The 25,113-nt window shown below is 51.8% G+C and carries 20 protein-coding genes and 1 pseudogene; 7 read left to right on the top strand and 14 right to left on the bottom strand.

Annotated elements, in window-relative coordinates; genetic code table 11:
- Window positions 1-1,122 carry an alpha/beta hydrolase family protein gene (locus AC2YIT_RS24805; RefSeq protein ID WP_430846955.1) on the bottom strand — a complete coding sequence of 374 codons (1,122 nt, stop codon included), beginning with the start codon at window positions 1,120-1,122 and terminating at the stop codon, window positions 1-3.
- Between the two features lie 59 nt (window positions 1,123-1,181).
- On the opposite strand from AC2YIT_RS24805, the gene AC2YIT_RS24810 reads away from it, so the two are divergent.
- Entirely contained in the window at window positions 1,182-1,733 is a 552-nt protein-coding gene (locus AC2YIT_RS24810; protein ID WP_430846957.1) for a TlpA family protein disulfide reductase, read from the top strand.
- A gap of 99 nt (window positions 1,734-1,832) precedes the next feature.
- On the opposite strand, the gene AC2YIT_RS24815 is transcribed toward AC2YIT_RS24810, so the two are convergent.
- From AC2YIT_RS24815 to AC2YIT_RS24840, 6 genes are all read right to left on the bottom strand, one after another.
- Window positions 1,833-2,630 carry an SDR family NAD(P)-dependent oxidoreductase gene (locus AC2YIT_RS24815; protein WP_430846959.1) on the bottom strand — a complete coding sequence of 266 codons (798 nt, stop codon included), beginning with the start codon at window positions 2,628-2,630 and terminating at the stop codon, window positions 1,833-1,835.
- Between the two features lie 114 nt (window positions 2,631-2,744).
- Window positions 2,745-3,743, bottom strand: a complete 999-nt coding sequence (locus AC2YIT_RS24820; RefSeq protein WP_487280963.1) for a 2-hydroxyacid dehydrogenase — start codon at window positions 3,741-3,743, stop codon at window positions 2,745-2,747.
- Window positions 3,744-3,763: 20 nt separating this feature from the next.
- On the bottom strand, window positions 3,764-6,211 hold the full coding sequence (locus tag AC2YIT_RS24825) for an outer membrane beta-barrel protein (protein ID WP_487280964.1): 2,448 nt from the start codon (window positions 6,209-6,211) through the stop codon (window positions 3,764-3,766).
- A 94-nt stretch (window positions 6,212-6,305) separates the two neighbouring features.
- A complete protein-coding gene (locus tag AC2YIT_RS24830; RefSeq protein ID WP_487280965.1) occupies window positions 6,306-7,952 on the bottom strand; it encodes a M56 family metallopeptidase in 1,647 nt (548 codons plus the stop codon).
- A gap of 12 nt (window positions 7,953-7,964) precedes the next feature.
- Window positions 7,965-8,351, bottom strand: a complete 387-nt coding sequence (locus AC2YIT_RS24835) for a BlaI/MecI/CopY family transcriptional regulator (RefSeq protein WP_487280966.1) — start codon at window positions 8,349-8,351, stop codon at window positions 7,965-7,967.
- Window positions 8,352-8,432: 81 nt separating this feature from the next.
- A complete protein-coding gene (locus tag AC2YIT_RS24840) occupies window positions 8,433-9,428 on the bottom strand; it encodes a GlxA family transcriptional regulator (RefSeq protein ID WP_487280967.1) in 996 nt (331 codons plus the stop codon).
- Between the two features lie 126 nt (window positions 9,429-9,554).
- Between AC2YIT_RS24840 and AC2YIT_RS24845 the strand changes: the two genes are divergently transcribed.
- Entirely contained in the window at window positions 9,555-10,061 is a 507-nt protein-coding gene (locus tag AC2YIT_RS24845; protein ID WP_430846969.1) for a DUF1569 domain-containing protein, read from the top strand.
- Between the two features lie 74 nt (window positions 10,062-10,135).
- Here AC2YIT_RS24845 and AC2YIT_RS24850 read toward each other — a convergent pair whose 3' ends face one another.
- The 6 genes from AC2YIT_RS24850 to AC2YIT_RS24875 form a co-directional block, all read right to left on the bottom strand.
- Complete coding sequence (locus AC2YIT_RS24850; protein WP_487280968.1) at window positions 10,136-11,731, bottom strand: RagB/SusD family nutrient uptake outer membrane protein; 1,596 nt, start codon at window positions 11,729-11,731, stop codon at window positions 10,136-10,138.
- Window positions 11,732-11,761: 30 nt separating this feature from the next.
- On the bottom strand, window positions 11,762-15,247 hold the full coding sequence (locus AC2YIT_RS24855) for a SusC/RagA family TonB-linked outer membrane protein (RefSeq protein ID WP_487280969.1): 3,486 nt from the start codon (window positions 15,245-15,247) through the stop codon (window positions 11,762-11,764).
- 160 nt (window positions 15,248-15,407) lie between these two features.
- A complete protein-coding gene (locus tag AC2YIT_RS24860; protein ID WP_487280970.1) occupies window positions 15,408-16,415 on the bottom strand; it encodes a FecR family protein in 1,008 nt (335 codons plus the stop codon).
- Window positions 16,416-16,583: 168 nt separating this feature from the next.
- Window positions 16,584-17,162, bottom strand: coding sequence for an RNA polymerase sigma factor (locus AC2YIT_RS24865; protein ID WP_487280971.1), 579 nt, complete (start codon window positions 17,160-17,162; stop codon window positions 16,584-16,586).
- A gap of 100 nt (window positions 17,163-17,262) precedes the next feature.
- Window positions 17,263-17,739 carry a group II truncated hemoglobin gene (locus AC2YIT_RS24870; RefSeq protein ID WP_487280972.1) on the bottom strand — a complete coding sequence of 159 codons (477 nt, stop codon included), beginning with the start codon at window positions 17,737-17,739 and terminating at the stop codon, window positions 17,263-17,265.
- 43 nt (window positions 17,740-17,782) lie between these two features.
- Window positions 17,783-18,247 (bottom strand): GNAT family N-acetyltransferase, encoded by a 465-nt coding sequence (locus AC2YIT_RS24875; protein WP_487280973.1) that lies wholly within the window; start codon window positions 18,245-18,247, stop codon window positions 17,783-17,785.
- A gap of 101 nt (window positions 18,248-18,348) precedes the next feature.
- Between AC2YIT_RS24875 and AC2YIT_RS24880 the strand changes: the two genes are divergently transcribed.
- The 3 genes and pseudogenes from AC2YIT_RS24880 (at window position 18,349) to AC2YIT_RS24890 (ending at window position 21,983) form a co-directional block, all read left to right on the top strand.
- Window positions 18,349-18,654: a hypothetical protein gene (locus AC2YIT_RS24880; RefSeq protein WP_487280974.1), complete on the top strand. Its 306-nt coding sequence runs from the start codon at window positions 18,349-18,351 to the stop codon at window positions 18,652-18,654.
- Window positions 18,655-18,664: 10 nt separating this feature from the next.
- Window positions 18,665-19,687 (top strand): annotated as a pseudogene (locus AC2YIT_RS24885) (alkaline phosphatase family protein); the annotation flags it as partial.
- 223 nt (window positions 19,688-19,910) lie between these two features.
- Entirely contained in the window at window positions 19,911-21,983 is a 2,073-nt protein-coding gene (locus AC2YIT_RS24890) for a sensor histidine kinase (RefSeq protein ID WP_487280975.1), read from the top strand.
- 25 nt (window positions 21,984-22,008) lie between these two features.
- Here AC2YIT_RS24890 and AC2YIT_RS24895 read toward each other — a convergent pair whose 3' ends face one another.
- Entirely contained in the window at window positions 22,009-23,208 is a 1,200-nt protein-coding gene (locus tag AC2YIT_RS24895; protein ID WP_487280976.1) for an outer membrane protein assembly factor BamB family protein, read from the bottom strand.
- Between the two features lie 153 nt (window positions 23,209-23,361).
- Between AC2YIT_RS24895 and AC2YIT_RS24900 the strand changes: the two genes are divergently transcribed.
- Window positions 23,362-23,955 carry an RNA polymerase sigma factor gene (locus AC2YIT_RS24900; protein WP_430846989.1) on the top strand — a complete coding sequence of 198 codons (594 nt, stop codon included), beginning with the start codon at window positions 23,362-23,364 and terminating at the stop codon, window positions 23,953-23,955.
- Between the two features lie 78 nt (window positions 23,956-24,033).
- Window positions 24,034-25,107: a FecR family protein gene (locus tag AC2YIT_RS24905; protein WP_487280977.1), complete on the top strand. Its 1,074-nt coding sequence runs from the start codon at window positions 24,034-24,036 to the stop codon at window positions 25,105-25,107.
- The last annotated feature ends 6 nt before the right edge of the window (window positions 25,108-25,113 follow it).

Raw genomic sequence — 25,113 nt, forward strand, 5'->3', positions numbered from 1 at the left:
TCATCTGGTTTGAACGGTAAGCCAATCCGATATGATGGCCAACGCTTTGGGCGAAAAGGTTTCTTCAATACCTGCATATTCACTGGGATGACCGGTTTTGCTTTCCTGAAAAAGATGGTTGAGATTCGGTAATTCTTTTACCGTCACATTTAAATTGCCGCCTTCTTTTAATGCTTTTGAAATAGCGGGGAGGTTTTGTTGTGCGTCTACTTGCAAATCTCTCGATCCATTCAAAGCCAGAACCGGACATGTTACTTTTTGAAAATATTGCGCAGGGTTCACATCATATAGAAATTGATACCACGGCCCACACATTGAATTAATTTGATTTTTAAAAAATTGCTCCGCTGTGAGACCCGGCGGGAGCATTTGGCTTGGATAATTCTTCGCTTTCGGTAACATATAGGCATTCAGATTGGCCCGTAATACAACGGTGTCCGGTGAATTCTTAAGTATTTCAAGCGCTTCGCTATTGATCTTTTTAATGAATGTAATTCCCTCCTGATCCACACCGCCTGCGCGTGCGATCAATTCCATTTGCAGCGCCATTATCTCGTGGCCGATAGCGCCCGGCCCGGCCAGAGAAACAACAAAATTGGCGTCCCCCGATTGCGCTGCGGCGATGGCTGCTACCAGCCCGCCTTCGCTATGCCCGACCAGGCCGATTTTATCGGGGTTAATTTCTTTTCTTGATTTCAAATAGGCAATCGCGCTTTTGGCATCCGTCGCGAAATCCACTGATGTTGCTGTGTGAAAATGGCCCGTTGATTTACCAGTTCCCCGGTCGTCGTAGCGCAAGACTGCGAAACCCTGGCGAGTGAGATAATCCGCGATGATAAGAAATGGTTTATGGCCGAAAACCGTCTCATCCCTGTCTTGCGGGCCGCTGCCGGTGACCAATACCACGGCAGGAAAACTGCCTTTCTTATCCGGTACGGTGAGAGTTCCCGAGAGCGAAATGTCCGCTTCGGTATTTTGAAAGGTTACGTTTTCGCTATAATACGGAAATGGTGGAGCCGGCTCCTGTGATTTTTTTACGACAGCCTTTTGAGATAAAATAATATAGGCAACACAACCGATTATCAAAGTGAAAAATATAGCGAGGGTAACTTTTTTATTCATGATAAACTTTTTAGGATATATTTAAAAAGTCAATATGTTTCAGCAAAAAATTTATGGATATGGCTTCAAAATTTATGCTCGCTTTTGGAATTGCCGTCGTCAATTTAATGCTTTTTTCAATCGGGTCCGAGATGCCAAATCCGTATTCGGGAGGTAAAGAGGGATCTTTTTTGTTAAAAGATACTAATTCCGTTCAATTGCAAGATATTTCGGGTAATGTATTGACCTTGGATGATGTAAAGCGACAACATCAAGGGAAAGTGATTTTTATTGAATATTGGGCGAGCTGGTGTGCGCCATGCCGCGAATTGATGCCGGCCTCGGAAGCAGTCAGGGCGGATGTAAAAGATTTGGAGGTCGCTTATGTGTATCTTTCCCTAGATTCCGACCATGACAAATGGATAAAGGCTTCGCGGGAGGAACGGATTAGCGATTATTCCCTTAATTATCGGGTCACGAACGGAAGAACTTCGGAATTTCTCAAGAAGTACAACATTAATTTCATACCGCAGGCGATGGTACTCGGCAAATCAGGGATGGTGCTGAACACAAAACTGGTGCCGGGCGCCAAGACGCTTGTTCCATATCTGACCAGTCTGTCCAGGAATTAGCAGCGCCCTAAGCAAAAGGTCCGGACAGGTAATCAGCGGCCTGTCCGAATCTTTTGATCACCTCTTGAAATGGGTTAAGCCAGTAGTTGGCAATATCTTTTATAAACTTCTGACAGTCCCGCCGTCTACGCGGATCACCGCTCCGCTCACGTAGTTGGCCAGTGGGCTGGTGAGATACAGAACCGCCCCGGCGATTTCTTCGGGGAGGCCAAACCGCCCGGTGTCATTGGGGATCAGGTCCTGCACGGCTTTGTATTTGATTTCATCCAACTCGGTGCCCCAGCCAAACCCGGGAGCGGCATTGACGAGCCATTCTTCCACCATCGGGTTCATAATAGCGCCCGGAGATACCACATTGGAAGTGATGCCGGTTTCTTTCAATTGCCGGGCCAGCGAAACCGATAAATTATGCCGTGCGGCCAGGGTCGCATTGTAATGCGGTTGTTCCTTGATCGGCTGAACGGCGAGCCCGCCGCCGATATGGATCACGCGGCCCCAGCCCAGCTCTTTCATCTGTGGCACGATACGGCGGATCATCCGCACATAGGAAACCACGTTCGCATTATAAACCTCCATCCAGTCGTCCGCCGTAGCGTCCGACCAGTTTTTGTGGCTCACCACGCCCGCGTTGTTCACGAGGATATCAACGGCGCCACCTTGTAACGCTGTTGCAGCGACCGCATCGGCGCCTTCGTCCGTTGCCAGATCGCCGATTGCCACTTCTGCCTTGCCGCCTGCTTTTATCATGTTTTCCGCGACCTGATTGGCGCGTTGTTCGTTCCGTCCGTGCACAATGACCGTCGCGCCTTCGTCTGCCAGCATCCGGGCGATTGCCTCACCCAGTCCCGAACTCGCCCCTGTCACCAGCGCGCGTTTTCCGCTTAATTGAAAATCCATTTTTGCTTTTTTTGAATGAGTAACTGATTATGAATACAAAATTCGTCGCTCAGCAACTGCTTCGTTTTGCTGGAAAGTTCAATTTACTTTGTTGAAAAGCGCAGGGCGGTGGATCTAGACAAGTACCGCACCCGCTTGCTCCGGTTCCTGTCCGTGAAGTATCCGGTCGATGTTTTGTAAAGTGACCTGGGCGATTTCCATCATCGCTTCCTCGGTGAAAAATGCCTGGTGGGCGGTCACAAGCACGTTGGGAAAACTCATCAGGCGCTGGATGGTGTCGTCCTCGATAATGCTTTCCGAAAGATCTTTGAAGAAAAGCTTTTCTTCCTGTTCGTAAACATCGATAGCCAGGTTCGCCAGATGTTTACTCTTGAGGGCTTCTATCGCATGGGTGGTGTTGACCAGCCCGCCGCGGCTCGTGTTGATCAGCGTCACGCCGGGCTTCATTGTCGCCAGGGTACTTTCATTGATCAGGTAATGCGTGGCGGGGTTGAGGGGGCAATGCAGGGAAATGACATCGGCCGAGCGGAGTACCTCTTCCAGCGGCTTGTACTCGATTCCCGCCAGTTGGAGTTCGGTGTTCGGGGAGAGGTCGTAAGCCACGACTTTACAGCCGAAACCTTTCATAATCCTGCAGAACGCGCCGCCGATTTTGCCCGTTCCAACCACGCCGATCGTCTTGCCGTGTAAATTGAAACCGAGCAGCCCGTTCAATGAAAAGTTCTGTTCCCGCACGCGGTTGTAGGCCTTGTGCGTCTTGCGTATGAGGGTGAGCAGCATGGCCACCGTATGCTCTGCCACGGCTTCGGGCGAGTATTCGGGCACACGGCATACGCGTATCCCGTGCAGGCGGGCGGCTTCCAGGTCCACATTATTAAACCCGGCACATCGTAATGCAATCACTTTCACACCCTTTTCGGCCAGGATGGCAATCACTTCCGCATTCACTTTGTCATTCACGAACACGCAAACCGCCTCCTGTCCATCTACGGCATTTACGATATGCGGTCCCAAATGCGTTTCCAGGTATTCGATTTCGAAACCGTGGAAACGGTTGTACACATCGAAAAACTGCTTGTCGTATGGCTTGGCGGAGAAGAACAGGATTTTCATATCGTAAAAATAGAAGATATTTAGTTCTTAACCCGCTGCTCTTCGCTCCCCGATCCGCCGACGTTCCGTTTCCGTTTGCCGGAAGTACCTTTGGCGAAGTTGTACGTGAACGATGCTACCAGCACCCGTGTGTCGGCATCGTTGTAATAACTGGCCTGGGCGTTGGGAATGTTGAGAATGCGGCCGTTCGGTTCCAGCGAGCTGAAAACGTCGCGGAGTGAGAGTTTGACGATGCCTTTGTCTTTCATCACTTTTTTCTGCACAGCCGCATTGACGAGGAACAGATCGTGCTTGTCGAACTGCGCGCTCTGGCTACGGGTAATGTAAAACCCGCTTAACTCGGCGCTCCACCCGTTTTTGAATAGAAACTGGTTGTTGGGACTGATGTAGCCGTAGGTCGAGCCGGTAGTGCGGTCGGGGTTGCCGGGCATGCCGCGGAAGTTGTTACGGATGAGCTCGGCGTAAAAATTGCAGGTCCACCAGTTGCCCGCTTTGAGCCGGGCTGTCAATGTGATACCACCCCAGATGAGCCTGCTGATATTGCCCGTCCGGCTGATGAAAACATTTCCTGCCTGCTCGATTACCTCGCCCTGCATGTTCCGGGTGTAGTTATAGAGGATCGACAAATTGAACCTGCTTTTATAATTGAACGAAAGTTGGAACCTGTTGCCGAGCTCCGGTTTCAAGTAAGGATTGCCGGCGAAATAGGAGAATTTGTCCAGTAAAAAAACGAAAGGGTTCAGGTCTTGATAATAGGGACGGCCGATCCTGCGGCCGTAGGAAAAATTCAGGTGCGTTTGGTTGGTGTCGAGTTTGTAGCTGATGAAAAGCGTTGGGAAAATGCTGGTGTAATGCAGTGTAAACGACGAATCCGGCTTTACCGCATTGCCCAGCTGATGCCCGTACCCGTTCGTATTTTCCGCGCGCAGGCCGGTTTGGAGTGAAAACTTCTTGAAATCCCTGTTGAAATTCAGGTACGCGGCATTGATGTTTTCGGTGTAGCGGAAGCGGTTGGTTTTGTCATAATCGACGGAAACGGTTTCTCCCTGGTGCAAAAAGTAGTTAGCCGCATTGTCGGTTCGGACCAGGCTGGATTTAAAGCCTGCCCCGAACCTTCCTTTTCGCAGCGGGTGTTCGTAGTCAGTTTTGGCTGAATAAATGGCTATGGAAGAGGGAAGATCGGTAGTGATTTTTTCTTGTCTTCTGAAGGCGCCGTTGCCCTCGAAGAAATCGTTGATAAACGTCTGGCGGGCGCGGATGCGGTAGTCAATGTAATCCAGATCGAAGGTCAGCAGCTTTCCGGTGCTGTCGTACTGATGGCTGAAATTGAGGTTGATACCATGCTGCCGGAAGCGGTTCCTGTCGCTGTTGTCGGCCCGGATAAGGGAATCGGCCACACCGGCGGCATTCCTGACCACGCTGCTCACGGGCCTATGCTCGCGCGACTGTGTGTATGCGCCCGTGTACACGAGGCCCCAGGTAGTCTTTTCGCTGGCGTAAAAATCGAGCCCGGTTTTCAGGTTGGTAGTCCGGCTTTTGGGGTAAAAAAGGGTGGTTTGGTCAAACGACGACCGTAATGCATCGTTTTCGCCGTAGTACTTGCGTTCAATATCGAGCCGGCGCCACTGGTCGGTGCTATTGAAACTGGCATTGGTGAAAAAATTGAAGCGGTTGCTGCGGTAGTTGAGATTCAGGTTCTCATTATGCCGCCAGTATTTCGATCTTGCCGGATTGAGCGTAATGCTGCCATTCAGGCCGCGGACCTTGTTTTTGCGCATTCTGATATGGATGATCCCCGCACTCCCGGCCGCGTCGTAGCGTGCGGGAGGGTTCGTGATTAGCTCGATCTTTTCGACGGAATTGGCGGGCAGCGATCGCAGGTAGGCTGCCAATGCCGCCTGCGAAAGGTAAGTAGGGCGGTTGTCAATGAGCACGAGTACGCCCGCCTGGCCTTTGAGGCTGATAGTGCCGCTCTGATCGACCATTACGCCCGGCGCTTTTTCCAGTACTTCCAGCACATTGGCACCGGCATTCGAAATCAGCGCATCAACGTTCAGTACCGTCCGGTCGATCTGGTATTCCACGAAATTCTTTTGCCCGGTAACTTTTACTTCGTCGAGCCTGAGGTCGGCGGGGCGTAATAGGATGGTGCCGAGGTCAGTCGTCTCTTGCCCGTTGGAAATATCCAGTTGGTTTCCGCTAAAACTTTGAAAACCCATCATCGCGACGGTTGCGAAATAGCGCCCGTTTTTAATGCCTGTAATAAAAAATGTACCGTCCCGCGCAGTAATCACTGTTTTCACCAGGCTGGAATCTGCGGCATAGAGCACCGAAACGACGGCGCCTTCCAGTGGCGCGTTGCCGCTGTCGACTACTTTCCCCTTCATTTGGGCAAATGCATTCCCCCATGCCGCCAGCAGGGCAACGGCAATCCACAGGGTGGTTCTCACCCGGCCAATCGTTTTCATAATGTGATGTTAAGGTTGTGTTTCGTGACTGACAGGCATAGTTTGCCCGTCTTACCCAAAGTAAGTTTTTGGAATACGCGTGTACGGATCCGGATTAATGGTGGCTCCCGTAGGTGAAGTCGATCACATCGTCAGGTTTCGGAAGCACCGCATCCAGTACGCTTTTGAGAACCGATTCCGGCTGTTTTACGCCGTTCACGACCAGCTCATGATTGGTGATCCTGAAATCGATATTGTTACGGGAAATTTCGATGCCCTGCCGCTCGATAGCGTCCATGATCTTGTCGTTGATCGCCTGGCGCCTGATGCGGACTGGATTGGGCCGGTATTCGGTCCGGTACGTCTGCAAGGGCTGCGCTTTATACGTTTGCGTGTAAGGCTGCCATTGCACAGGCGCCAGGCGCACATTGGCGGAAGAGTCGATATCCAGCGGCGCAGACAGCCGGTTAAGCGGGCCTGTTGTCTTTTGCAAAGGTTGAAGCGTGTCCGGTCGCGTCAGATTGGGGTGGTTTGCAACTCCCTCTGGGTTCTGTATGGCCTGTTTCTGTTGTGTGTTTGATTTGTTAATGGATTGATTGTCAGTATTATTTTGTTTGGCGTTGCCTGGCTGTCGGTAAATTTGGTTCCCTGGGCTGGGCGCAGGTTTTTTTGCATTATCGGCTCGTTGAACGGGCTTTGCATTGCTTTTTTTGGGACTCGTTTGCAGGCCGTCGGACTGTGCAAAGAGGACAGAAAGCGCGAAAAATGCCAGCATTGCGACCAGCAATACGGTTTTTTCCGCTGCTCCCAATGTCGCGTTAGTGCGTGAGGCAATGCGTTTGGCGCGTTGTACCAATCCGCCTTTTCCTGAGAACGCTAGTTGGTATACGTCTTCGTTCAGTTGGTATTCACGGAATGACAGCAGGGCGCGGATATAAACCGCCTGGTTTCCCGAATGCCTCAGGGCCATGTCGTCGCAGCAATTTTCGCGCTCCTCGCGAATGAGCCTGGAAACCCAGAGAATGCCGGGATTGAAGAAGAAGAGGAGCTCGGCGAGCCGTTGCAGGAAATTGACGAGAAAGTCGAGCCGGCGGATATGTGCAAGTTCATGGAGCAGCACCATTTCGATCTGATCCGCGGGAATGGACGTGATCACGCCCAGCGGTACGAGTATCACGGGTTTGAAATGCCCCAGTACCGTCGGAACTCTCACCAGGCCGGACTGAAATATCCTCACATGCTGCGCAATGCCCATGGTTCGGGCAAACTCACTCACGCGTTGCTCCCAGTAGCTGCCTATGCTGTAAACCTGCTGCGTTTTGAGCTGATGCAAACGGTAAAGCCCCAGCGCAAGCCCAGAAATTTTGACCAGTACAATGAAAACCCAGAGCCACGTGATCGCGTAAATGTTTTGCGCGAGGAAGCCTGTGGCAATGCTGACTATGCTTTGTGAATGCGATGTTTCCTGGATCGAAAATGGCCCATTATGAACCATATAGGTTGCATAAGTGTCAGGGGCCTGCGTTTCCGCGGAAACAGCGGAATCCGACAGCACAAATGCAGCTGCGGTACCCACGATGAAGAGCAAAAGCAAGCCGGTCAGTAGGTTATAGCGAATCTCCGGCCGGCTGCGGCGGGTACAAACGACCACGGCCGCTGCCAGCAACGCCGCAGCAGCACCAATCCAGAGTGAATGGCCCAACGCCACCCCGATCTGCCGGATCAGGGCGTAGGTGGTTTCGGAAGTGAGCAGATTTTTCATGGCTGATTTGATTTAGGAATTCCCTTTTTCCAATTGGTCCAAAACCGCCCGAATCTCGTCCAGCTCTGCTTTGGAAGCTTTTTTGTTATCCAGCAACTGCATCACCAGGTTGCTGGCCGAGCCGCCGTATAAATGGTCGACGAAGCGGTCGAGTAGGAGGCCTTTCGTTTTTTGTTCTTCTTCGACCGCCTCGTAAACATGCTTCATACTGCGCTCATCGCGCGAGAGCATGCCTTTTTCGGCCATCAACTGCATTTGTTTGAGGGTGGTGGTGTAGTTCACCTCCTTGAACGTATTCAGCTGGTCGTGCACAAAGCGCACGGTGGAAGGCCCGTTCTTCCAGAGAACGGTCAGGATATCGAGCTCAGCTTTTGTGGGTTCGGCTTTTTCGGAACTCATGGCTATGAAAATTAAGTACATACCAAAGGTACGATTAAAATCGTACGATGCAAATGGTAGGGTGAATTAATTTTAAAAACCCTAACGCAACAGCGTTTCCGTATTGTAACGGTTCCTGTATTCGACAGGCGTGAGGCCGGTGATCCGCTTGAAAATGGTCCTGAAAGTTTTCAGATCGTTATAACCGACGTCGTAGGTGACATACGCAATGTTCGATTCGCCGGCTTCGAGGGATTTCTTGGCGGCTTCGATCTTGATTCGCTGGATGTATTCGATCGGGTTCAGGGTGGTGGCGCTTTTGAAACGGCGGATGAAATTCCGCTTGCTCATATTCACTTTGCAGGCAATCTGTTCCACCGAAATGTCGGTCTTGAACTCGTTTTCGATGTAGGTTTGTGCCCGGTGAATGTCCTGGTCGCTATGGCCGCGGTGGCCGGAGAATATCGTGAAAATGCTTTGCGACGTGCGGCCGTAGTCGAGGGCATAGTACTTGCTCAACGTAATGGCGGTCTCTTTTCCGCAAGTCTTTTCGATGAAATACAGGATGGCGTTCAGTGCCGAGAAGCCGCCGCCGCCCGTAATAATGGCCTCCGACTGGGTAACGATCCGTTCGGGCCTGAAATTGACGAGGGGATACCTTTTCCGCATGTCGTCCATCGCGCCCCAATGGGACGTGGCCGGCATGCCGTTCAGCAAGCCGCATTCCGCAACAAAATAGGCGCCTGTACAGAGGCTGATGATCTGCGCCTTGCGATGATATTTCTCAGCCAGCCAGCCTGTCAGCTTGTTGTATTTTAGCAACAGTTGATCCATATCGGCGCCCTCGGCATTCATCGGTGGTACAACGATCACGTCCGTTTCAAAATCATCGGCCAGCGTTTTCCCGCAATGAAATTGCACGGGGAAGCTGAGCTGCACATCGTGAAGATGCACGCCCACAAGGTCTATTTCAAAAGGGGCCGTTCCGCCGTTTCTGACGACCGCATCCTTTGCGCCGGTCAGCAATGCGACGGTGCTCGACAGTGCCGTCAAAAGCACATCTTCATACACCATTACAGAAATGTGTCTTGCACGCATAGGTCAGCAGGTTTATTCAAAGCTATGACAAAGATGGCACAAAATACACCTTTGATTGTCATTTTTACACGCCGGTCAGCTTTTCGGCCCGTGCTAGTTTTGCATCATCACAAAACGAAACAAACGATGAAAACGATCTTTGATGCGGCCACCCGGGATGAATTGATCAGAAGGATACAGTCACTCGAGAAAAACAATGCGGCGCAGTGGGGTAAAATGAATGTGTACCAAATGACGAAGCATTGTACCATCTGGGACGAGTGGGTATTGGGCGTCCACCAACCGAAATATAAACAGCAATTAATCGGGTGGATTTTTGGCAGGATGGCCCTGAAAACGTTCGTAAAGGACGACCGCCCCATTCAGAAGAACGCGCCGAGCAGCCGGCCCTTTATCGTCAAAGAGCTGGATGGCGACCTGGAACTGCAAAAGAAAGCCTGGATCCGGTGTATTGCCGCCTATGAGCACTTTTCCAATCCGGGTTTTATTCATGATTTTTTCGGCAGAATGACGCGGGAGGAAATTGGGATATTTGCCTACAAGCATTCGGACCATCATTTACGACAGTTCGGAGCTGTCGATCCTTTGACAAATCCCGCCGGGCACCAACTTTCCGGGCTCGCCTTCGAATGAGAAGGCAATAAAAAACCACAGTGTTCGGAAAGCTGAGCTCTTTTACACTGTGGTTTTTCAGGATTATGTGCCGACTAGTTCCAGCCGTTAGCTATGTCTTTGGCCACGTTGGGATTGTAGTTCTTCTCTACGTCGGGGATCGGCAGAAGGACATTTTTGTCCTGGAAAGGCTGCTTGCCGTCACCCGGCTCGGCGGCACGTTGCGCGTTGATCGTCTGCTTGGCAATTCCCCAGCGGATGAGGTCGAAATACCGGCTTTGTTCGCCGCAGAGTTCTACCTGGCGTTCGCGCATAATGAGCTTCATCGCGTCGGCCTGAGCGCCCAGGGACGTGTACGCGACGGCACCCGAGCGCTTGCGAACCTGGTTGATCAGCGCCAGCGGATCGGCACCGGTTTTGCCTTGCTGAATTTGCGCTTCCGCGAGCATTAGCAGTACATCGGCAAAACGGATCACCTGCCCGTTGATGGAGCTTTGCGGCCCGCCGTAGGAGGCTACTTCATTATAATACTGGTATTTTTTCCAAACATAATATCCCTGGGGATCGTCGGCCTTGAACGGGAAGTCGATCGGGCCGCCGGCACATTTCTGGCAATACTGGGTGTCGCCGCCGCTTTCCTTGCTGCCATAGAAAGTGAATTTCGCACGCGGGTCCACGTAGTTGGCGCCGGTAGCCGGGTGAGGATATTGGAACGATTTAACAGTCGTAGTAGGCACGTACACATTGAACCAGTCCTTGAAACCGTATTCCTGCGCACGGTCGGAGTGGGTGGCTTTACCGCCCCATGTTTCCTGCCCGCCGAAGACGTAGTACTGATTACCAATGCCCCAATCGGTCCATTTGGCATTCATGATCTGGAAAATGTTTTCGGGGCTGCTCTGGTTCGTCGAGCTGAACAGGTTCTCATATGACGGATCGAGCGAGTAGGTGAAAGGAGCGGCTGTCAGCTGCGCCAATGTGGTTTCGGCCTGTGCCCACTTTTTCTGATACAAATAGGATTTGCCCAGCAATGCTACGGCCGCACCTTTGGTTGCCCTGCCGAGGCCGGTGGCTGCATCATACGACACTGGCAAATCGGCCGCTGCCAGTTTCAGATCGTTTTCGATCGTAGCCCAGATCGCCTCCGCCGAAGACCGGGAAGGGTAGTTGTTGGCTACGGTGCTGTCGTAGGCGGTGATCAGCGGCGCTTTACCCCACAAGTTGACAATGTTGAAGTAAGCGTATGACCGCAGGAACCGCGCTTCGGCGATGTATTGCTTGGCAGCCTGCTGGTCGGCTGCAGCGGTGGGGTTCCACACACCCGCCCGGTCGATTACCACATTCGACCGGAGGATCAGCCGATACAGGCTGTTCCAAAGCTGGCCGATCTGGGCCTGGCTCGTGCCGAACGAGTAATCGGCAAGCTGGGCCATGTCGCCTTGCAGGTTGGTCGTTTTCTTGGCTTCATATCCGAGCAAATCGAAAATGAAGTAGTACTCCCGTGCCCAGAGGCCATTGTGCAGCAATGTCGCGTAAGTGGCGACGACGGCCTGGTTCAATCCTTCGGAAGAGGTAAAATAAGTGTTATAATCGTAGGCGCTCTGACTTTCCAGTTCCAGTTTGGATTCATCGCAGCCGGCCAGCTGGAAAGCGGCAATCAGTCCTGTCAGAAAATATATGATCTTTTTCATGTTCACTTCAAGTAAGTTTTCTTCTAACCATTAAAACCCAAGCTGCAAGCCGCAAAGCAATGTTCTTGGCTGCGGCAACTGCTGGCGGTCGTCGATGCCGCGCGAGAAGATGAAGCTGCCGCCGTTCTGGGTGCTTACCTCGGGATCATAACCTTTGTATTTGGTGAAAGTCAGAAGGTTTTGCGCTGCGGCGTACACGCGGATGCTCTTGAATACCTTGCCGCCGCCAATGCCTTCGATCACGCCTTTGGGCAGGGTATAGCCCAGTGTTACGTTGCGCAGACGCAGGTAGGCGCCGTTTTCGAGCCACCAGTCGGACGGGCGCAGGTTACCGTCGCCTGTTGCGCTTTGTCCCGCGCGCGGGAGCTCGGCCACATCGCCGGGCTTGCGCCATCTTTTCAGGATTTCGGTAGAAGCATTGTGGCCCGTCGATTCATTCTCGGTTACGAACTTAAATGCATTCACAATTTTCAAACCGGAAACCCCCGAGACGACCACATTCAGATCAAAGCCTTTGTAGTTCACACCGGCATTGAAACCGTACACGATTTTTGGGATAGGGTTACCCAGGATTTTCTGGTCGGTGGAAGTCACCTTACCATCGCCGTCGAGGTCTTTGAAAATAAAGTCTCCGGGAAGCAAGCCCGCCTGATATTTGGTAGTGGCGTCGCCGGCCTGCTCGGCCGCTTTGGCATTCAATGCGTCGATTTCCGCCTGGTCTTTGGCTACGTGAGAAACTTCATAACCAAAAAACGACCCGATCGCCGAACCCGCAGCCGTGTAGGTGAATGTAGGGAGGTTACTGAATGCCCCTGCCTGGATAGGCGCAGCAAACTCGCTTCCGAGCGAGTTGACGATGTTTTTGTTGTAGGCCAGGTTCGCGCTCACATTGTACTGGAACCCGCCACGGGCCTGGTCGCGGTAGCCGACTGAAAACTCAACGCCCTTATTCTGCGCACTGGCTGCATTGGCATACTTGCTGGGTTGCCCACCGCTGCCCGATGCCCCGGTGCTTCCGGAAACCGGCACGCTCACGAGCAGGCCGGAGCTTTTGCGGTTGTACCAGTCAACGGTGACGCTCAGGCGGTTGTTGAGAAAGCCGAGGTCGAGACCGATATCGGTCTGGTCTGTCGATTCCCAGCGGATGTTCGGGTTGGACAGCGTGTTAATGGTCGTACCGGGGTTAAATCCTTCATTGGTACCCAGTGAATATACGAGATTACCGTTGGGGCTTCCGCTGTAAGTAAGCACAGAGGTCACGCCAGTGGTAGGGATCGTGTTATTACCCGTTCTGCCTAATCCGACCCGTATCTTGCCATCGCTGAGGAAATTCAGATTGTTTTTGATAAATGCTTCATCGACAAAGCGCCAGGCAAGACCCAATCCGTAGAAATTTCCGAAGCGGTTGTTGGCACCGAAGTTCGAAGCACCGTCGCGTCGGAAGCTACCTGTAAGAATGTATTTGTCGTCGAAAGTATAACCCAAACGTGCAAAGTAGGAGATCACCGACGAGCGTGCATAGCCATAATTGGAGCCCGTAACGGCCTGTGACTGCGCCACGCTGATGTTCTGAATGGCGTCGTTCGGGATTTTGGTTCCGGTCGCATTCAGGCCCGACGAATTTCCCGGATCGAGGTAGCTGTTACCGAGCGTCGCCGAAACACTGTGTTTTCCGATTACTTTATTATAGGAAAAATAGTTTTCGAGCGTGTAGAAGGAATAGTTGCTGAAACCCAGCGTCGCCTGTTGCGGGTTAGTCAGGTTGTTTCCCCCGGTGTAGCCGTATTGATAGCTCCGGTTCTTGCCACCGCCGATCTCGGCCGAAAGCTGCGTGCGGAATCGCAAGCCGGCAATGATATCTACCTCGGCAAAAACCTGGGGAAAGAACACAAACCCGGTATTAACGGGGTGGTTCAGATTAATGGCGGCAAGCGGGTTGTTACCGTTGCTGAAATCGTCGACGTTGGTCGTGTTGGAATAGCCGCCCGGAATCGCGGGATCGTAAATAGGCTTGTAGGGCGCGTAGTAAACCGCGTCGGAAATACTGGCCACCTGGCCGTCGTCTTTTGTGTAGCGGATGTTCAGGCTTTGCCCCAAATGGAAACGGCCCAGGGTTTCGTCCAATGCAAAACGCGCATTCAGCCTGCTGTTGGAGAAATTCCTGACAATGGCATGCTGTTTGATATAACCCAATGAAAAATTGTAAGCCACTTTTTCGCTGCCGCCGCTGATATTCAGATCGTTTTGGGATACTAGCCCCGATCTGAAGATCTCTTTCTGCCAGTCGGTACGATCGGTGGTCACTTCCGAAGTACTGAACTTCGGCGGCAGGGCGGAATTGGTAGTGGCCGCGAAATCTTTCAGGAGGTCGATGTACTGCGAAGCATTGAGCAAATCCAGCGTTTTCCAGGCTTTGGCAACGCCCCATTGTGTATTGAAATTGATACGCGGCGCCCCCGATTTGCCTCTTTTGGTCGTGATAATGACTACGCCGTTGGCAGCGGCAGAGCCGTAAATGGCTGTGGATGAGGCATCTTTCAGGATAGTGATGTTCTCAATGTCCTGGGTTGCCAGGGTATTGAACATCGTTTTGCTGCCCTGGATACCGTCGATCACATACAAAGGATCAACACCGGTGAAAGACCCGGTGCCGCGGATGAGGATCTGGGCATCCGAGCCCGGCGTGCCATTCGATTGCAGCACCTGCACACCCGCCGACTTTCCGATCAGCAGCTGCGAAGGGTTGGTAGCGGTGGTGGCACCGGCGTCTTTGGAAGAAACAATATCCACCGAACCTACCACGTCTTGCTTCCGCGAGCTTCCGTAACCGATTACGACTACTTCGTTCAGTGACTTGTCGTCCGGAACCATCGATACGTTGATCACCGCCCTGTCGCCAGCCGCGATCTCCTGCGTTTTATAGCCTACAAAACTGAATATCAGCACGGCTTCCTGGTTGTCGACCTCGAATTCGAAGTTACCGGAAGCGTCTGTCAATGTACCCTGCTGAGTGCCTTTCAGGCGCACGCTCACGCCCGGAAGGCCGCCGCCGTTTTCGTCGCTCACCTTGCCTTTCAGCACTTGTGCGGGCACATCCCTCATTTGTGCAGCGGGTTGGCCGGCACTTTGGGTTTGCTGTTCCTTGCTAGCTTTGAGTAGGATACGCCCCGACGGAGTGACGTGATAAGAAATCTGAAGAGGTACCAGCAACGTTTGCAATGCAGCCGCCAGTTTCTGGTTGACGACATGGATTGCGACCGGGCGCCCGGCGCGGATGGCCTTATTGCTGTACACAAATTTTACGTTCGCTTTCTGCTCCAGCTGGTCGAGTACCGTCGCCAGTTCCACTTTGTCGGCATGGAGCGTTACGTTCCGTTCCAGTACCTCCTGTGCCTTGCTCATGTGCGCGGCGTAGGTGAGGCTGGAAAAGACGATTGAAAAGATAAGCTGGACCAAAGAAATTCTCATGAGCAAGCAAAGCGATGCCCGGTTTTTTCGGTATCGGTTTTTTTTCATAGTTTAGAAAGGTTTTTTATAACTAATGAATACCCTGCTGCCGCATCTTGGCGGATTTTCGGCAGTGGGACAACGGACCGGCAGGGTAGCTTTCTGCCGGTTTCTTTTTGGACTTTGGGACAGGTTTAATGCATACGACGGTATTTAGGTGAAACAAAAATCACTTGCAGCCGGGAGCCGAAACCACAATGCGCGTTCCCTGAACCTGGTAGGAGCCGTCGTTCGACTGGCAAATCAGGTCGAGCTGGTCAAACAGCGACATATTGGTGAGGTCACCGGTAAATGTGCATTCATTCGCGGCCTGGCCCGATACGACGATATCCACACCGTAAGCATCTTCCAGCCGCTGAATAACTTTGGGTAATACCATGTTCTTGAAAATCGCCGGGGGCAGCTCCGCGTGGGTGGCGAGCAGTACCGGTTTGTCCACGAGCCCCGTCATCAAATGTCCGCTCTCCTCGAAGTAAGTCACGCGCTGGTTCGGGGTCAGGATCACTCCTTTGTGCAACGGGTGCTTCGTTTGAGAAGCCGGTTCTTTGGTGCCGACGGTCTCGTTTTCGAATACGGAGACCTTCCCGGATACCACTTCAACCTGCATTTGGCGCTCTTCTTTTCCCTTTTTTACCCAGAAACTGGTTCCGAGCACGCGGGTCACAAGCTTTCCGCTGTACACGAAAAACGGGCGGCGGCTGTCTTTGGTAATACTAAAAAACGCGTCGCCTTTGAGCTGAACTTCGCGTCTCGAGGTTGAAAACTGCCGGGGATAGGAGAGCCCGGCCCCGGGCGCGAGGGTTACCTCACTGCTATCGCCCAGTGTGACGCGCATGGGCCGGGTGGTGTTGTTGGCGGTGGAAATCTGGTCTCCCCGGTTTGCTTCGAACAACCACAGCGACACGATGAATACAGCCGCAACCGACGCCAACATGCGCACAACGACAGGCGACAGGCGCGGCAAAAATGTTCTGATCCTTCCGGATGCTTTTCTTTCGTGTTGGATGGCACTCCACATCCGGGCTTTCAGGACCGACTTTTCGCTATCCGAGAGTTCGGCTTGCGGTGTGCCGCTTTGCATTTGGTCATACCAGACATGGATGCGTTCTATTTCCGCGGGAGTGCACTTGCCCTCTCGGTACTTCAAAAGCAGATTTTCAATTTCGTCGTAACTCATAGGTTCAGGGTTGGCTGGTTCAGGATGCTTGTTTGCCTGATTCAACCTCTAAACCGTATTGATCAGGGATAGTCCCTGAATGTTTTTAAAATACCTTTGAAAATTTATGTAAATTGGAGAATTTGGAGTCAAACTTCCTTTAAAAATCCAACACCTTGGGAATGAGAGTCAGGAGAAAATGCTGAGAAGCAATAGGAGCAGGGTTTCGTTCAGGTACTCGCGGACCACCTTGGAAGCCTTGGCTAAATGGTATTCGACCGTCTTCTCGGACAAGTGCATGAATTCCGCGATCTGGGCAACGGTCCAGTTCTCGACCCGGCTCAGTTTGAACATTTCGCGGGTTTTGGCGGGGAATGGTTTGAGGCCTTCGTCGATGTTGCGGAGCAGTTCGTTGTAAGCGACCTCGTCTTCGGTATAATGCTCATGCTGGCTTGCGAATGCATGATAATAGGCCAGGTACCGGCTTCTCGGCCCGGCCTTCCGGATGTGGTCGATTACTTCGAACCGCACGGCCGAAAAAAGGTAATAATTCAGCGTGGTGGTCGGCAGGTTCGCGCGCTCGTTCCAGAGGCGTGTAAAAATGTCCTGCACAATCTCTTCCGCAATGTGCCGCTGTCCGATTTTGTGAAATGCGGCTTTGTACATCGGGTACCAGTACGCGTCGTAAATAGCGGTAAAGGCCCATTCCTGCCCTGAGCATAAAGCTTCCAGCAATTGCTGGTCAGAAACTCGTGGGCTGTCCGGCATTTCAGTAAAGAGGTGTCAAGTTTACGTTTTTTGACAAAGTTATATTTTTTAGTTTGATATTCATATTTACTCCTCGTGTAACATTGATGGGCGTCCTGATTCATCCCAGATACGGACCTCCCGGCACGCCCCAACCCCATTTAGGCATTGGTTCATCGGGGTTCATCTGCAGGTCGTCACTGTTTGAGTTGATAACCGCGATCCGTGTACCCCATTCGATGTAGGCCACGAATGCGGAACGGAACTCCGGATCAGCGGGAAGATTGATTTCATCGGCCGTCTCCAGAAGCAACGAAACCCAGCGTTGCCGGTGCTGCTCGGTAAGATGTTTGGCCAAATGCTTTTGGATCATTTTGAAATGACTGCCTTCCGAGGTGCTATACCACTCCGGGCCACCCAGCACCTCGGCAATGAAATGCGCCACATGCACCTGATGATCGGGTGACATATGTTTGAAGACCGGTTCCAGAAGCGGGTCTTTCAGGACTTTTTGATAGAATAGATGTGTCAGTTTTTCAAAGACGGGCATTCCGCCGGCCCAGTCGAATAATGTGGGGATTGAGGTGTTTTGCGTCATGGCAAATAATTTGGAAGTATTGTTTTACTTGTATTGGAACCAGTCATGGTATCAGAATCATATCGTAGCGGTCGAGGCCCGGCGCATAAAAATCCCGGGTGATCTGGGTAATGCGGAATCCCAGTTTTTCAAAAAACGGGAAGCTCAGTTGTGTGGTATCGAGGATTACGGACGCACCCGGGCAAAGTTCCTGAATTTTGTTTAAACGAAAGATTAACAGCTGCTTTCCGATACCTTTGCGATGAAATTCCCGCGCTACCATGCCCCACACAAGTCCGGCCGTGCCGGGCTGGTTATCTGGAAAATAAAATCCTGCGCACGCCGCGATTTGACGCTCGATTTCTACCACGTAATAGAAGGGCGTATCCTCGTTATCTGAGCCCGACAAGCCATTGAGCAAATCTTCGAACTCAGCCTTTTCATGATCTGCAAAAAACTCAGGATGATTGCCCTCGAATGCCCGGATACACCCGGAATAATCGGAAGACTGGTAAGGACGAATGGTCATTTCAGCGGTAAGAGAACGTTTATGCCCAAATTTATCACTTTTTAGTTCCGCAAGAAACGGGTTTCGGCAGGGCCGGATTCCCCCCCGATCATTCCACGATCGTGAAGGCCCCGCGGGATTTGGAATGTCCTGTACACCTGGGAGCGGCGTTCGTCGCGATTCATCCGTTTGCCGCCGAAACGGGTATCGGGAACATCCGTAGCGTGACGCTGGAATTAAAAATTCTCCGGGTCCATTTAGACGATTCGATTGTTTCCGATGTGGATCCTGATAAATGGCGGCCGCTGATCATGAGCTTTCAGCAGTTTTATGGATTGGGAGCGCAGGTACACTCCTCCAAACTGGCATGCGTTCCAGAGCGGCTATACCGGACTAATGACACTGAATCGACGAATAAAGGAGCTTAATAATTAGTTAAAGCATGCCATCGCGAAGGAGTTCGTGCTACTGGATAACTTTTATGTTGATGCAGAAGTAAGTGCGGATGGACACAACTGGTCTTCTGCGGCTTATGCCAACGATTATGTAGAAAAAAACTGGGTCACCAGCTATGGCGGCCGCGGTGGTACCTACGACTTCGAAGGTCAGAAGGAGATCGCACACCCGCGCGACGGGTTCATATGGGACCACTGCCTGCGGGCGGGCGTAAGCTTCCGGACTTACGGATGGTTTGCCGACAAGGAGAAACCCAATATCGCCACTCTGAAAGGCAGGTTCTGCCCGACTTTCAAAGGATATGATCTCGGTTATAAGGATATTGATCGTGAAAAAGCCTGGGAACAGGATTTCGATAGTCTGGTAGCCCGTAATGCATTACCCCAATTGAATACACTGCGTTTCGGTAACGACCATACTTCCGGCGCAGCCGTGGGTAAGCCTACGCCCTATGCCGCTGTCGCGGACAACGACCTGGCCGTCGGCCGTTTTGTAGATCATCTTTCCAAAAGCAAGGTTTGGAAAGAGTCGGTGGTGTTTATTCTGGAAGACGATGCGCAGAACGGACCGGACCACGTCGATGCGCACCGTTCTATTGCATTTGTGGCGGGCGGTATGGTGAAACGCCGATTTGTAGACCACACCATGTATTCTACTTCGGGTATGCTTCGCACCATGGAGCTGATTCTCGGCCTCAAACCCATGAGCCAGTACGATGCCGCCGCAACGCCTATGTGGAGATGTTTCAGCCCAAAGGCCGATGGGACGCCTTTCACTGCCAGGCCAGCTAACGTGGACTTGGAACAACGAAATGTGGCCGCGAATAAAAATTCCCAAAAATCGGTTCAGTTCGACCTTTCCAAACCGGATGCCATCGACGACCTCGTTTTCAGTGAGATTGTCTGGCAGACCGTCAGAGGCGAAAATAGTGTCATGCCTGCACCGCGCCGCGGAGCTTTCGTGCGGCTGGGGAAAGGTGAAGAGGATGAGGAGGACGATGATTAAAAGGCTGGCTGTTCTCCCCGCAAAGGGATAGCAGCCGGTCTCTTAATTTGCTGGCCTGAATGAATTCTTTCTACAATTTTTCAGTACGAATTGTGTAGATTTTTGCTGACTTTTCGCTCCTGATCTGTTCATCAACCTACTGGAAAATAGGGGTGAATTGTACAAAACGCATATGCTTTTGTATCTCCCGGTATCATTGTAAAGAGAAATCCATCTGAAAGCGATGAACAACCAATCTGGCCTGCTGTTGCCCCCTTTACGGTGTAGGATTATTCTGATTTTTCTCGTTTTAGCCGCGAACTTCGCGGGGTGCCGGAAGTCGGAGAAAAGCGGTCATGACGTCCAGTTGAAAGCCTGGATTGATAGCCTCGACCGGTCCTCGCGGGTAACCGGGAGCTGGAAAGCGATCGCCAGCCTCGATTCGTTCATGGCCAGGCTGCCCGCAAAGAACATCCACGACAGTATTCTTTATTTCAAATTCATGAAGGTCCTGAGCCATCGCGATTCCACGATGGACGCCGCCGCGCTCGCTTATTCCGACAGCCTGCTCGGCCTCTTCGCGTCCACGCGGGTACGAGAGGAAAACCCGATCGATTATTCGAGAGCTCTACTGTTAAAGGGTGATGATTTGCTGAAACAGAAGGAATATTATCAGGCTTACCGCAACTATTACAAAGGCAAGGCATTTCTGCTGTCAAAGGGAGAAATATGCGAATGCGCGCGGTACAGCAGCAGGATCGCCAATATTTCGTTCAAGGAAGAGAATTACTATCAGGCCATTGAATACTGGCAGCACGAACTGAAGGAATTGGCGCAATGCAGGGAGCCTGAGAATTTTCAATTGGAATTCATTGAAAAACAGGGTAGTATGCGAAATATCGGCATCGCCTATATGCTGATCAATGAACCGGTGAAGGCGCTCGGTTATTTTAACCAGGCCGACCGGTTTATCACCCGGAATGCCGGAAGGTTTCCGAAAGAGCAAAACTTTATCCGGTTTGCACGGATCGTCATTTTAAGAAACAAGGCAGAAGCCTATGCATTGAAAGGCGATAACCGTACCGCGGAACGATTGATCAAAAAATGCCTCGAACACGATCCGAAAATCGACTGGTCGATCGACGTTGAGCGGGAGTCGCGGCAGATCCTGGCACAAATTTACATCGATTCGAGGGAGTATGATAAGGCGCAGGCCCAGCTGGATTCGCTGAGGCGCTTGCCCGGCGCCGCCAATAACCCGGCCGCAAATAGTTTGTATCGCACCATGCAGGCCTCTATTTTGTATGGCCGTGGCGATTTCAAAGAGGCTGGCAAACTATTTCTGGCTAACGTGGAAGCCGAGCGTAACGGGAAGCTGAAAAGAAATGCCCAAAGCAAAAATAACGTCGGGCATTTGCTGCAACAGGTTCAGCGCGAGCATGAAATGGAACTGGCGGCCCAAAAGGATGAACGCGAAAATTTAATCCTTCAATTCTCGGTGCTCCTTACCTTTGCGATGGCCGTCATTGTTTACCTGATTTGGCGAAATACCCGGAAGACGATTGCGAACCTGCGTGCGGTGACCAAGCTGAATGGGGTGATCACGCAAAGTAATATCGCGTTGCAGGACACCGTCAATGCATTGGAGGAATCCGAAGTGGAGAAGGAAAAAATGCTGCGGATCGTCGCGCACGATTTGCGGAACCCCATTGCCGCCATGATCTCGGGTGCCGATGTGCTCTTCTGGGACCAGTCCCCGTCCGAAGAACAGGCAATGCTCGTGAATGCGATCCAGCAGTCGGGACAATTGGCGTTCGGGCTGATCGGACAGATATTACAATCGGGACCGGATAAAAAGAAGATCAGCAAAAGCGAGGAAGACCTGGCGGAAATTGTGCAATCGTGCATCGATATGCTGAGTTATAAGGGAAAGGAAAAAAGGCAGACGATCCACTACGATTACGAGAAAGCGATGGTGCCCGTCGACCGGGAAAAGATATGGCGGGTGTTTTCCAATCTGCTGAGCAATGCCGTTAAGTTTTCGCCTCAGGAAAGCGCCATTCATGTGAATTTGAAGAAGAGTTCGAACCAGACCGTGTTCAGCGTCCAGGATTACGGTATCGGGATTCCGGATGAGCTCAAAGGACATATCTTTCTTTCGACCAATGACGCCAGAAGGATGGGGACGGCAGGCGAACAGTCCTTCGGGATCGGGCTTTCCATTTGTAAGCAAATCGTGGAAGCGCATGGCGGCAAGATCTGGTTCGAATCTGTGGGCGGTACCGGGACCACCTTTTTCGTGGAGTTACCGGACTGATCGGTGGTCTCTACCGCGTCGTTTATCACTCGTTAAGCACTTTCCGTATATCCAGCGCATAAAAATACCCGTTAGCATCGCCAAAATACAGCATTCCGCCGGTGGCAACGGGACCCGAGAGGATCGAGCCCAGCGAGAGAATATACTTTTCGGCCTGGATGTAATTGTCGCCATACATATTGAAATCCTTGCGGAAATGGTCGGTGTCGTCGTATACAAGCGCGTGGTTTTTCTTGCTTTCGTCCGTCTGGAAAGTTTTGATCACCTTCCCGGTTGCAGGGTCGGCGAAATAAACCCTGCCATTGAAGCAACCGAATACCAGTTTGTCTTCAACGACCACTGCCGTCCCGTACACCCGCATATTGAGCGGCATTACCCAATTGATTTTCCCGGTTTCGGCATTCATCGAGTAAAACTGGTGTGTATCGGAAGTACCCACGAACAAGTTCCCTTTATGAACGATGGGTGTGGCAATCACCCAGCTGCCTTTTTCTTTCATGTTCCATTTCTGTTCGCCGGTTTGGGCATTCAAGCAATAAATATAAAAATCGCGGCTGCCGAAAATGACCTGGTCGTCGTTCACATACGCGGCCCGCTGAACTTCACCCTTTGGAAATCCAGGATCGCCTAAAGTCTTGAACTTCCAGGCCAGGTTACCATTCTGCGCGTCGAGCACATAAAAATATCCGTCGTAACTGCCGATGAAAACCTTTCCGTTCCGTACTACCGGTGAGGCATGTACGACGCCCCCCGTTTTGAATCGCCAGCGCAATTTTCCCGACTCGAGATCGATCGCATACACCGAGCTGTCGCCGCTCCCGGCGTATAATGCATTACCTACTGCAACCGGGGACGAAAGGTAATAATCCCAAAGGTCGTAGTGCTGCTCGCCACCTGTTTTGAACGTCCATAACAGCGTGCCCTTTTTCTTGTCCACGGCATAAATGTTGCCATCGGCGCTGTTAAACAGTACTTTGCTGGCAGTTACCGCCGGCGTGGACCTGATCGCCCCGGCTGTGGCGTACTTCCAGAGCTGCCTGCCCGTAGCCTTATCGAGGGCATATAAATTCATATCATTACTACCGACATAAACGACTTTATCGGTTACGGCGGGTGCCCCGTGAATGCCTCCGGCGGTCGAAAATTTCCATAGAAGCGGTTGCTGGGCAAAGGCCGGGATAATCAGGATTAAACAAAGTAGGAAGAGGTTCAATTGTTTTTTCATGGCTGTTTAAAGAAAGGATTAGTGTGCCCGCAAGTTATATGAAAGTAGCCAAAGCATATAGGTACAATAAAATTTCAGGGCATTTTTGAATTCTTTGCAAAATGAGTAAAATGCACAAATATTCTATAATTGTCCTAACCCACGGCCTGATAAATGTCAGACTCTACGCTTCCGGATTCACAACTTTGGTGCCTGATCAAGGACGACGACCAGGCAGCTTATACGACCCTTTTCCGGAAATATTACCCTTCATTGCTCGGTTACGGCAAGTCACTGACCGACCATCACGGACTGGCTGGGGATTGCGTGCAGGAAACGTTCATGGAAATCTGGCTGTACCGCCGAAACCTCGCTGTCCCCGATTCGGTGAGGGCTTACCTGCTCGCAGGCGTTCGCAGGCGTATCGCGCGGCGCCTCGAACGCGATCGCATTTTCAGGCATTCGCGCGATATTGGTGAAAGCGAGTTTTCTTTCCAGTTTACACCGCTCGATGAAATGATCTCCGACGAGGAGACGCGCCGGCAGGTGCGCCAGCTTAATACCCTGCTCAACCAGCTTCCCGCACGCCAGCGCGAGGCGCTGTATCTGCGTTACCACCAGCAGCTCGACATCGACGAGATCGCCCGGCTGATGCAGATCAATCCTCAATCCGCCTCCAACCTGCTCCACCGGGGAATCAAGCATATCCGGGAAGTTTGGGTAGGAGAAATGCACACCCTTGCGCTGCTGTTATGTGTGTATTTTTAAAATTTTTATCAAAAAAATAAAAATAGGTGAGTATCGCCCGGCGGTACTGTCCTCTCCTGCCTGAAAAACCACTACTTCATGCAGCGAGAAAGCTATACTACCGTTACGCAATTTTGTGATGACGCATTGTTCCGGGACTGGGTGATCACCGGGCGTGATCAGGCCGGCTGGGCGCAATGGCTCGAAGCAAATACCGATAAACAACGGTTGGTGCAGGAAGCGCGTTACCTGATCCTGGCGATCGGAAGCGACGCTCCCGCGGCTACGGCCGGAGAAACCGATCAGGCGCTCGAAGAGACCTGGTGGCGGATCCATGAGGAAGAACATCGCGTGTGGCCGCTAAGGTTTGCGAGCTGGTGGCGTGTGGCGGCTGCGATTGTGGTATTTGCGCTCGGTTTGGGTTGGTATGCCTCACGTCAAAATCCCGGTGAAACGGACATTGCTGTACGCAAGCCCTCGGCTGCCTTACCGGGAAGCAGGGATATCGGGATTTACAACGATTCCAAAGTGCCTCGCCTGGTGAACCTGGAAGACGGCAGTACGATTATTCTTCAACCTGGCGGGAAGCTGAGCTATCCACGGACATTTGCAGTAGAAAAACGTGAGGTGCATTTGTCGGGGGAGGCGTTTTTTGAAGTCAGCAAAAACCGGCTGCGCCCTTTCCTGGTCTATACCAACGATATCGTGACGGAAGTGGTAGGTACGAGCTTCCGCATTAAGGCGGCCGACGATCAACCCGAGGTGGAGGTCTTTGTTAAAACGGGTGAAGTACATGTCCGTCAGATTCAACCGAAAGATAGCAAAGCAGCCGAGAATGTGGTTTTGCTTCCCAACCAGTCGGTGAGCTACGTAAAATCCAGTAGCCTTTTTGAAAAACCTGAAAACAAAGATATTCCAAAAAGGGCTATCGAATACCTGAATTTCGACTTCTCCGATGCGCCCGTGGGGACGATTTTCTCGACCCTGGAAAGTGCCTACGGCATCACGATTGACTATCCCCACGACGTCCTGCGTGACTGTTATCTTTCCACCTCGTTGTCCGACGAACCACTTTTGTCAAAACTGAAAATCGTCTGCGAAAGTATCAGCTCCGGTACGCAGTTCCGCATGGAAGGAAACCACGTGATTGTAGAATCCACCGGCTGTAATTAATGGCTC

The organism is Dyadobacter sp. SRI_021, assembly GCF_057586235.1.

Bases quoted from the DNA above. Each gene is read 5' to 3' on its own strand.
- AC2YIT_RS24870 (WP_487280972.1), bottom strand. From the start codon at position 17,739: ATGACGCAAAACACCTCAATCCCCACATTATTCGACTGGGCCGGCGGA.
- AC2YIT_RS24830 (WP_487280965.1), bottom strand. From the start codon at position 7,952: ATGAAAAATCTGCTCACTTCCGAAACCACCTACGCCCTGATCCGGCAG.
- AC2YIT_RS24855 (WP_487280969.1), bottom strand. From the start codon at position 15,247: ATGAAAAAAAACCGATACCGAAAAAACCGGGCATCGCTTTGCTTGCTC.
- AC2YIT_RS24900 (WP_430846989.1), top strand. From the start codon at position 23,362: ATGTCAGACTCTACGCTTCCGGATTCACAACTTTGGTGCCTGATCAAG.
- AC2YIT_RS24805 (WP_430846955.1), bottom strand. From the start codon at position 1,122: ATGAATAAAAAAGTTACCCTCGCTATATTTTTCACTTTGATAATCGGT.
- AC2YIT_RS24905 (WP_487280977.1), top strand. From the start codon at position 24,034: ATGCAGCGAGAAAGCTATACTACCGTTACGCAATTTTGTGATGACGCA.
- AC2YIT_RS24895 (WP_487280976.1), bottom strand. From the start codon at position 23,208: ATGAAAAAACAATTGAACCTCTTCCTACTTTGTTTAATCCTGATTATC.
- AC2YIT_RS24875 (WP_487280973.1), bottom strand. From the start codon at position 18,247: ATGACCATTCGTCCTTACCAGTCTTCCGATTATTCCGGGTGTATCCGG.
- AC2YIT_RS24825 (WP_487280964.1), bottom strand. From the start codon at position 6,211: ATGAAAACGATTGGCCGGGTGAGAACCACCCTGTGGATTGCCGTTGCC.
- AC2YIT_RS24815 (WP_430846959.1), bottom strand. From the start codon at position 2,630: ATGGATTTTCAATTAAGCGGAAAACGCGCGCTGGTGACAGGGGCGAGT.
- AC2YIT_RS24840 (WP_487280967.1), bottom strand. From the start codon at position 9,428: ATGCGTGCAAGACACATTTCTGTAATGGTGTATGAAGATGTGCTTTTG.
- AC2YIT_RS24860 (WP_487280970.1), bottom strand. From the start codon at position 16,415: ATGAGTTACGACGAAATTGAAAATCTGCTTTTGAAGTACCGAGAGGGC.
- AC2YIT_RS24850 (WP_487280968.1), bottom strand. From the start codon at position 11,731: ATGAAAAAGATCATATATTTTCTGACAGGACTGATTGCCGCTTTCCAG.
- AC2YIT_RS24820 (WP_487280963.1), bottom strand. From the start codon at position 3,743: ATGAAAATCCTGTTCTTCTCCGCCAAGCCATACGACAAGCAGTTTTTC.
- AC2YIT_RS24845 (WP_430846969.1), top strand. From the start codon at position 9,555: ATGAAAACGATCTTTGATGCGGCCACCCGGGATGAATTGATCAGAAGG.
- AC2YIT_RS24865 (WP_487280971.1), bottom strand. From the start codon at position 17,162: ATGCCGGACAGCCCACGAGTTTCTGACCAGCAATTGCTGGAAGCTTTA.
- AC2YIT_RS24835 (WP_487280966.1), bottom strand. From the start codon at position 8,351: ATGAGTTCCGAAAAAGCCGAACCCACAAAAGCTGAGCTCGATATCCTG.
- AC2YIT_RS24890 (WP_487280975.1), top strand. From the start codon at position 19,911: ATGAACAACCAATCTGGCCTGCTGTTGCCCCCTTTACGGTGTAGGATT.
- AC2YIT_RS24810 (WP_430846957.1), top strand. From the start codon at position 1,182: ATGGCTTCAAAATTTATGCTCGCTTTTGGAATTGCCGTCGTCAATTTA.